This is a genomic window from Dietzia sp. CQ4, assembly GCF_014145125.1.
Lineage (GTDB): Bacteria > Actinomycetota > Actinomycetes > Mycobacteriales > Mycobacteriaceae > Dietzia > Dietzia natronolimnaea.
Map to the genome: position 1 here is coordinate 1 of NZ_JAALDZ010000196.1, position 8190 is coordinate 8190.

Below are 8190 nucleotides of genomic sequence, written 5' to 3' on the forward strand. Positions count from 1 at the left end.
GTCCACGCCCGGCCGTGGCTCGACTCCCGGGGGGTGTGCACCACCGCCGGGCTCGCGCACGTCCCCGACGGCAGCCGGGTGGAGGTCGCCGGCGCGGTCACCCACCGGCAGCGGCCCGCCACCGCCGAGGGGGTGACCTTCCTCAGCCTCGAGGACGAGACGGGCATGACCAACGTCGTGTGCTCGGTGGGACTGTGGGCGCGCTACCGCCCGATCGTGTCGGCCGCCCCGGCGCTCATCGTCCGCGGCACCGTGGAGAACCGCTCGGGCGCGGTGAGCGTCGTGGCGGACAAGATCGAACGCCTCCACCTGGGGATGGCGATCGGCCGCAGCCGGGACTTCCGGTGATCATCACTCCCGGCCCCGGCCCCGGCCCCGGCCCCGGCCCCGGCGCCGGTTCAGACGTAGCGGAAGTCCTCCCCGCGCGCCCACTGCACCAACCTGTCGGCGGTGTCCCGGCGCGAGGGCGGGTGGTAGCCGAACACCTGGACGGCCTCGAAGGCGTAGGCGAGCTCCGGGTCCTGCATGTAGGCGAACCCCCCGACGGCCTCGCGGACCATCGACTGCACCCTCACCAGTGCGTCGCGCATCGACCACCGGACCAGCGCGAGACGAGCCGAGACGTCGCCACCGCGAGCACCCTCGTCGAACTCGCGAGCCACCGCGTGCAGGGCGGTCCGCATGGTCTCGACCTCGGCGAGCGCCGAGGAGAACAGCTTCGGGTCGAGGCGGTCGCGATCGGTGAGCCGCTCGACCATACGCGTGGCCACCCCGAGATAGCAGGCGCTGATGAGCAGCCCGAACCACAGGTAGCCGGTCATCTCGTGCACATCGTCGGGATCGTTCTCGGAGGTCAGGAAGACCATGTCGGACTCGACCCGGACGTCGTCGAGGATGAGCGCGTCGCTCTCGGCCGCCGCGAGGACGGGGCTCTTCCAGAACTCCTCCCGACGCAACCCCTCGGCACCGTCGAAGACCAGGACGACGGCCCGCTCGGAGTCGTCCACGAGGGCGCTCGCCACCAGGAGACTCATGGACCTCGACAGGCTGCAGGGGGCCTTGCGGCCGGAGAGGAGATAGTCGTCACCGTCCCGGCGGGCGGTCATGGTCGGGCGGAACACCGATCCCCCGGGGGAACCCTCGGAGAAACCGGAGGCCATCACGGTGCCGCCCTCGACCAGCGCCCTGATGAGGTCGCGCTCCTCCTGCGAGGCGTCCTCGGCGGCCTCGAAGAGGGTCGCGCACGACAGGTGGTGCATCGTGGTCGCGGCCGCGAGGGAGGGGGCGACCGCGCCGATGGCGGTCTGGAACCGCACCGCGTCGACCGCGCTCGCGCCCGCACCGCCCAGCGCGGTGGGGACGATGAGACTGGTCCCGCCGGTGTCGGACCAGTCGGCCACGGCGGTGCTCTGGGCGCCCTCGTTGGCGAGGAGGCCGTGGCCGTACAGGCGTTCTCGCAGCCCGGGGGCGTAGGAGTCGAGGGTCTGGTTCTCGGAGGTGAGGAGCATGGGGTCCTTTCGGTTCACGGTCGGGTGGGTGCGGGCTCGGGCCCGGATCAGCCGGCGAGCATCAGGCGGGCGGCCTCGGTGCAGTCGTACCGCGGCGTCCAGCCGGTGGCGTCCCTGAGTCGTCGTGACGTGGTGACCGGTTCTCCGCAGGTCACCCAGTGGGAGGAATAGGGCAGCAGTCGTAGCCGGAACCCGAGGTCGGCCAGGCGTCGGGCGGCGCTCAGCGGCACGGGGACGCAGACCGAGCGGTTGAGTCGGCACAGCTGGGAGACGGTGAGGGCGCCCTCGGGACCGAGGTTGAACTCGCCGTCCACGCCGGCGAGCAGCACCCGCAGGTACGCGTCGACGAGGTCGTCCTGGTGCAGGAACTGGAAGTAGGACTTCCCGGGGCTCGGGTGCAGGACGACGCGCGACCGCATGGTCTCCAACCCGGAGTTCGACATGTCGGGCCCCACCACGTAGGTCGGGCGCAGGACCGCCGTCGCCATCCGGCCGTCGGAGCCTCGTCGCCACCGGCGCACGTCCTCCTCCACGAGTGCCTTGTGGTGGAAGTAGTAGTGCTCCTCGCCGGCGCCGATCGGTGCGGTCTCGTCGATGATCTCGGGGCCGCCGCGGGGGCCGTAGGCGTTGATGCTCGAGGTCATCACGCACACCCGGGCGCCGGCGGAATCGGCGGCCCGCAGGACCCGTCGCGAGCCGTCGACGTTGACGACCCGCGCCGACTCCTTGTCCCGCGGCTCCTCGACCATGAAGGCGCAGTGGATCACCGCGTCGGCGCCCGCGAAGACCTCGTCGAGGTCGTCTGAGGCGATGTCGACGGTCCGCCGTTCGATCTTCGGGTCCCGCACCCGCAACGGCGACCGCGCCAGGGCGACCACGTGATCGACCTCCTCGCGCAGGATCAGACCGCGCAGGAGCGCCGTCCCGAAATCGCCGGACGCCCCGGTCAACACCACCCTCATAGGGCGGAGAGCTCCCGGGTGACGGCGAGGATGTCGGCGATCGCCCTGGCGGCCTCGACCAGCTGCTCCTCGGTGTGGTCCGCCGTCACGCACAGACGGAGGATGGCGCCGGTCGCCGGCACCGCCGGATGGACCGCGACACCGGTGTAGACGCCCCGCTCGAGCAACAGGTTCCAGACGTGGACCGCGCGGAGGTCGTCGCCGACGGGAACGGGAACGATGGGCGACCACTCGTCGCCGGTGAGGCCGGAGGTGCACTCGATCCCCTTGTCGCCCAGCTCGGCCCGCAGCAGGATCGAGTTCCGGCGCACCGCCTCGGTGCGCGCCGCACCCTCGTCGGTCCGCATCAGCCGGATCGAGGCGAGGGAGGAGGCGGTCGCGGCGGGGACCGAGGACGTGCTGAAGATCATCGGCCGCGCCGTGACCCTGAGCCCGGTCACGAGGTCGGAGCTACCGGTGATGAACCCGCCACAGGAGGCCGAGCACTTGGAGAACGACGCCATGGTCACGTCCACGGCGTCCACCGTCCCGGTCTCCTCGACCCAGCCCCGCCGGGTCGGGCCGTACAGGCCCATGGCGTGGGCCTCGTCGACCATGAGCGCGGCGCCGAACGACCGGGCGAGCTCCGCGACCCCGGACAGGGGCGCGAGGCTGCCCTCCATCGAGTAAAGGGAGTCGACGACGACGAGGATCTGCTCCGGGGATCCGCGGCGGGCCGTGATCAGGGCGTCCTCGAGTGCGCCCAGGTCGTTGTGGCGGAACGGGTGCACCGAGGTGCGCGCCATGCGCAGGCCGTCGCGCAGCGAGGCGTGGGCGAACTCGTCGATGACGACCGCGTCCCGCTCGCCGACCAGGGCGCCGAGGGTGCCGAGGTTGGTCTGGTACCCGGTCGAGAAGCACAGCGCGTCCTCGGTGCCGAACCAGTCCGCGATCTCCGCCTCGAGCTCCTCGTGCAGTGACATCGTCCCGTTGAGCAGGCGACTGCCGGTGCTCGCCGATCCGAACCGACGGACCGCCTCGGTGGTGGCCTCGATGACCTCGGGGTGGCGCGCCAGGCCGAGGTAGTTGTTGGAGCCGAGCATGATCCGGTCCACGCCCTGGACGTTGCTCGTCGCGCCGGTGCTGGAGTGCATCGTCCGGTAGTAGGGGCTCTGGCCCGCGTCCTGGAGGGTCGAGAACAATTGGACCCGTTCGTCTGTCGCGAGGCGTTCGATGAGTGGGTGGTTCACGGGAAGTCCTTCCTGTGGGATGTCCCGGTGGTTCGGCCCCTTCCGTGGACCGGATGGGTCGAACGAGTGAATCCTCACCGTCCGGCTCTCCTCACCGTCCGGCCGCTCGTCGCCCATCCGCCTCGGGATCAGGAACGAATGAGGGGGACGACTGAATGAGGAGCCCCATGAGTCACAGAGCCGAGCCCCGGACGACGCCGCGTGCTCACCGCCGACGGTCGGTCCTGGCGAGAGGGTGGCCGCTCGCCGCGGCGCTGATCCTGGCCGTGTTGGGAGCGCTCTCCGCCGGCGGCGTGGAGGAGTCGCTGACCCCCGGGGGGTTCCGTGCCGACTCCACGCCGTCCGCCGTCGCCGAACGGCGGCTCGATGCGGAGGTCGGGGTGGGCACCCCCGATCTGATCGTCCTGGTCTCGGGAGCGGAGTCCGCCGCAGTGGCCCGCGAGGGCGAGGCGGTGGCGTCCTTCCTGTCGGGTGCCGGGGGAGTGGGTCGCGTGACCGTGTCGCCGGCGCCGGGGGACGGGCCCACGGTGGTGAGCGCGGTGCTGTCCGGCGACGACGCCGAGTCCAGACGCACGCTGGACGAGCTCCGCGAGGCCCTGCCCCCGCCCGGCGAGGGCGTCGGGAGGCAGCTGACCGGCCGGGCCGAGGTGCTGCGTGAGGACGACCTCATCGCCCGGGAGGATCTCACCCGCGCCGAGCTCATCGCCGTCCCGGTCACCCTCGTCCTGCTCGTGCTGTTCTTCGGCTCCGTGGTGGCGGCCGCGGTCCCGGTCGCGATCGGCGTGCTCGCCATGCTCTCGTCGTTCGTCGTCCTGTCCGGCCTGGTGCACGTGATCGACGTGTCCGTGTTCGCCCTCAACCTGGTGATCGGCCTGGCGCTGGGGCTCTCGATCGACTACAGCCTCCTCGTGGTGACCCGGTTCCGCGAGGAACTGGCGAACGGCGCGGACCCACCTGAGGCCGTCGCCCGCACGATGCGCCGGTGCCGGAGGACGATCGTCATCTCGGCGGTGACCGTCGGCCTGTGTCTGGCCGCGCTCACGGCGGTGGACATGCCCTACCTGAGATCCATGGCGATGACCGGTGTCGCGGTCGTGGTGCTGGTCGCCACCCTCACCCTGGTGGTCCTGCCCCCGGTCCTGCGGGTCCTCGGTCGGCGGATCGACGCGTGGTCCGTGCGACGGGTCGACCCGACCCGCCCCGGCCGTTCGGTGACGGCGATGCTCGGGGTCTCGCGCCGGCACCCGGTGGCGGTGGCGCTGGGGGTGTCGGCGCTCCTGTTGATCCTGCTGACGCCCGCGTTCGGCCTCCGGCTGGGCACTCTCGACGACAGGGTCCTGCCGAAGGACGCCCCGTCCAGGGTGGCCGCGGAGCGACTGCGCGACGAGCGTCCGGACCTCGGGTCCGATCCCCTGGTGATCCTCGCGGACGGGGTCGATCCCGGGGTGTTGGCGGAGCGGGTGTCGCGTATCGACGGAGTGACGGCGACGCGGGGACCGGACGAGACCCTGTCCGACGGGCTCGCGGTGGGTCCCGGTGACCCCGACCTGAGGCGGGGCTCCGTCGCGGCGGTGGAGGTGGTGACGGCCCCCGGTCTGTCGCAACCGGAGCAACAGGACCTCGCCGAACGTGTCCGCGAGGTGGTGGCACCCGCCCCGGTGGCGGGAACCTACTCCGACGACGTCGACACCCGCCAGGCGATCAGTGACCGGGCGCTCCCGGTCGCCCTGCTCGTCATGGCGGTGGTCCTGCCCCTGGTCTTCCTGCTGACCGGTGGCGTGCTGGTCACCCTCAAGACGCTGGTCATGGCGGCGCTGAGCCTCACCGCGACCTTCGGCGCGATGGTCCTGGTCTTCCAGGAGGGGTATCTCGCCGACCTGGTGGGCGTGACGGCCACGGGGGTGGTGGACAGCTCCTCGCCCCTGCTGATGGCGTGCCTGGCCTTCGGACTGTCGATGGACTACCAGTTGTTCCTGCTCTCCCGGGTCCGCGAGGAGTACGACCGCCACGGTGACACCACCCGGGCCGTGGTCGACGGGGTCTCCCGCACCGCCCCCGTGGTGGGGGCGGCGGCGGTGCTCGTGGCGGTGGTGTTCCTCGCCATCGGTACCTCGGGGATCAGCGTGGTCCGGTTGCTCGGGCTCGGATTGGCGCTCGCCGTGCTGGTGGACGCGTTCGTCATCAGGCTGCTGCTCGTCCCGAGTGCGATGCTCCTGCTCGGCGAGGCCAACTGGTGGGCTCCACGGCCGCTACGGGCCGTGTTCGACCGCCTGCGGATCCGGGAGGGTTCGTCGTAGGTTCGGGTCATGATCCTGGACGACCTCCGTGCCCGCCTCGACACCGCCTCCGTGCTCACGGACGCGGACGTGCTCGAGGGATACCGCCAGGACTGGGCCAAGGCCCCGGACCCGGGGATGCCGCTCGCCGTGGTGCGCGCGCGGTCGACCGGGGACGTGCAGGAGGTCATGCGCTGGGCGAGTGCGCACGGCGTGCCGGTGGTCCCGCGGGGGGCCGGTTCGGGGCTGTCCGGGGGAGCGACGGCGGTCGAGGGCGGGATCGTGCTGTCCACCGAGCTCATGCGCGACATCGACGTCGACCCGGTCACCCGCACCGCGACAGTCCAGCCGGGTCTGCTCAACGTCGAGGTCAAGCGGGCCGTCGCCGAGCACGGGCTCTGGTATCCGCCGGACCCCTCGTCGTACGAGATCTGCTCGATCGGCGGCAACATCGCCACCAACGCCGGCGGTCTGTGCTGCGTGAAGTACGGGGTGACGACCGACTACGTCCTCGGGATGACGGTGGTGTTGGCCGACGGCACCGTGGTGCGACTGGGCGGCGCGCGGCTCAAGGACACCGCCGGGTTGAGCCTGACCAAGCTCTTCGTGGGCAGCGAGGGCACGTTGGGGGTGGTCACCGAGATCATCGTGCGGCTCATCCCCGAACAGCCGCCCCGCTCCACCGTGGTGGGGATCTTCCCGGACGTGGTGGCGTGCAGCGACGCCGTCCTGGCCGTCACCCGCCGGATCCGGCCGGCGATGCTCGAGTTCATGGACAACGTCTCGATCCGGGCCGTCGAGGCGGACCTGAGGATGGGCCTGGACACCTCGGCCGGTGCGATGCTGCTGGCCCAGTCCGACCTCACCGGACCCGACCGCGCGGCCGAGACGGAGTTCATGGCCGAGGCGTTCCGCACCCACGGCGCCACCGAGGTGTTCGCCACCGACGATCCCGAGGAGGGGGAGCAGTTCACGGTCGCGCGTCGGGCCGCGTTCACCAGCCTGGGCAAGACCGGGACACTGCTCCTCGAGGACGTCGGCGTGCCGTTGCCCGCGCTGCCCGAGCTGGTCGCCGGGATCGAGGAGATCTCGGCCCGGCGTGATGTGCCGATCGCCCTGGTCGCCCACGCCGGTGACGGCAACACGCACCCGATCATCGTGCTGGCCGACGACGACCCGGACCGCGCCCACCGGGCCCAGGCGGCGTTCGGCGAGGTGATGGACCTGGCGATCGGGATGGGCGGGACGATCACCGGCGAACACGGCGTGGGACGCCTCAAGGCGCCGTGGCTGCCCGCCCAGCTGGGCGAGGACGTGATGGAGTTGAACCGCCGCATCAAGACGGCGCTGGACCCGCAGGGGATCCTCAACCCGGGGACGATGTTCTGACGTCACCGGGGCGGCGGTCCGCTCGCGCGGCTACTGCGCGACCTCGTCGTCGTCGACGTTGTTGTGGTCGCCGCCGCCGTCGTCGTCGCCGGCCGGAACCCGGACCCGCACCGCCGCCGCGACCGGCGTGCCCACCGGCACCACCCGCCCGCCCAGGGCCACGGTGATGATCCCCAGCTCGACCTGGCGGGAGACCACCTCGACCGCCGAATCGGGGCGCAGGCCGATCTCGGCCAGGTGCCGCAGGACGGAGTTGTCCCGGTCGGACACCCGCGTGACCACCCCGGCACCGCCCTCGGGCACCCGGTCCAGGGGGACGTCGGCGAGCTGGTCCAGCCGCCCGTCGCGGGTGGGGATGGGGTCGCCGTGCGGGTCGCGGCGCGGGTGGTCGAGGAAGCCGTCCAGGGCGTCGACGAACCGGTCGGAGACCACGTGCTCGAGGGCGTCGGCCTCGGCGTGCACCTCGTCCCACGGGTAATCCAGGCACCGGGCGAGGAACGTCTCGAGGATCCGGTGGCGGCGGACCATGGCCACCGCGAACGACCTCCCGGCCTCGGTGAGCTCGACGGGCGCGTAGGGGCGGTGCTGCGCCAACCCCATGGCGGCGAGCTTGCGGACGCCCTCGGTGACGGAGGAGGGGGACGCGCCGAGACGGTCGGCCAGCGCGCCCGGGGTGACGGGCCCGCCGCCGGCCCCCAGGTGGTGGGCGGCCATGAGATAGGCCTGGATGGTCGGCGTGAGATCGGCCAGGCCTCTGGGTACATCTGCACGGGGCGGGTCGACGGTCATGCCGTCATCATCCCCGATCGCCGGGCCCGGGCGCCCG

General features: G+C 72.1%; 7 protein-coding genes. 3 read left to right on the top strand and 4 right to left on the bottom strand.

Features of this window, described 5'->3' with window-relative positions; all coding sequences use genetic code 11:
• The coding region (locus tag G6031_RS11870) for an OB-fold nucleic acid binding domain-containing protein (RefSeq protein WP_241737322.1) at positions 1-348 on the top strand (348 nt) is incomplete at its 5' end.
• Positions 349-398: 50 nt separating this feature from the next.
• Here the strand turns inward: G6031_RS11870 and G6031_RS11875 are convergent.
• From G6031_RS11875 to G6031_RS11885, 3 genes are read right to left on the bottom strand one after another with little or no spacing between them, the layout of a single operon-like run.
• The gene (locus G6031_RS11875) at positions 399-1508 is read right to left on the bottom strand and encodes an acyl-CoA dehydrogenase family protein (RefSeq protein ID WP_182639340.1); all 1110 of its coding nucleotides are present in this window, start codon (positions 1506-1508) and stop codon (positions 399-401) included.
• Positions 1509-1555: 47 nt separating this feature from the next.
• A complete protein-coding gene (locus G6031_RS11880; protein ID WP_179524708.1) occupies positions 1556-2470 on the bottom strand; it encodes an NAD-dependent epimerase/dehydratase family protein in 915 nt (304 codons plus the stop codon).
• Positions 2467-3699, bottom strand: coding sequence for a pyridoxal phosphate-dependent aminotransferase family protein (locus tag G6031_RS11885; RefSeq protein ID WP_259846658.1), 1233 nt, complete (start codon positions 3697-3699; stop codon positions 2467-2469). Before G6031_RS11885 ends, G6031_RS11880 begins: the two co-directional genes overlap by 4 nt.
• A gap of 167 nt (positions 3700-3866) precedes the next feature.
• Here G6031_RS11885 and G6031_RS11890 point away from each other — a divergent pair, with 167 nt between their 5' ends.
• A complete protein-coding gene (locus tag G6031_RS11890; protein WP_182645660.1) occupies positions 3867-5996 on the top strand; it encodes an MMPL family transporter in 2130 nt (709 codons plus the stop codon).
• Positions 5997-6005: 9 nt separating this feature from the next.
• Positions 6006-7364: an FAD-linked oxidase C-terminal domain-containing protein gene (locus tag G6031_RS11895; protein WP_182653364.1), complete on the top strand. Its 1359-nt coding sequence runs from the start codon at positions 6006-6008 to the stop codon at positions 7362-7364.
• 30 nt (positions 7365-7394) lie between these two features.
• On the opposite strand, the gene G6031_RS11900 is transcribed toward G6031_RS11895, so the two are convergent.
• The coding region (locus G6031_RS11900; RefSeq protein WP_347238486.1) for a metal-dependent transcriptional regulator at positions 7395-8190 on the bottom strand (796 nt) is incomplete at its 5' end.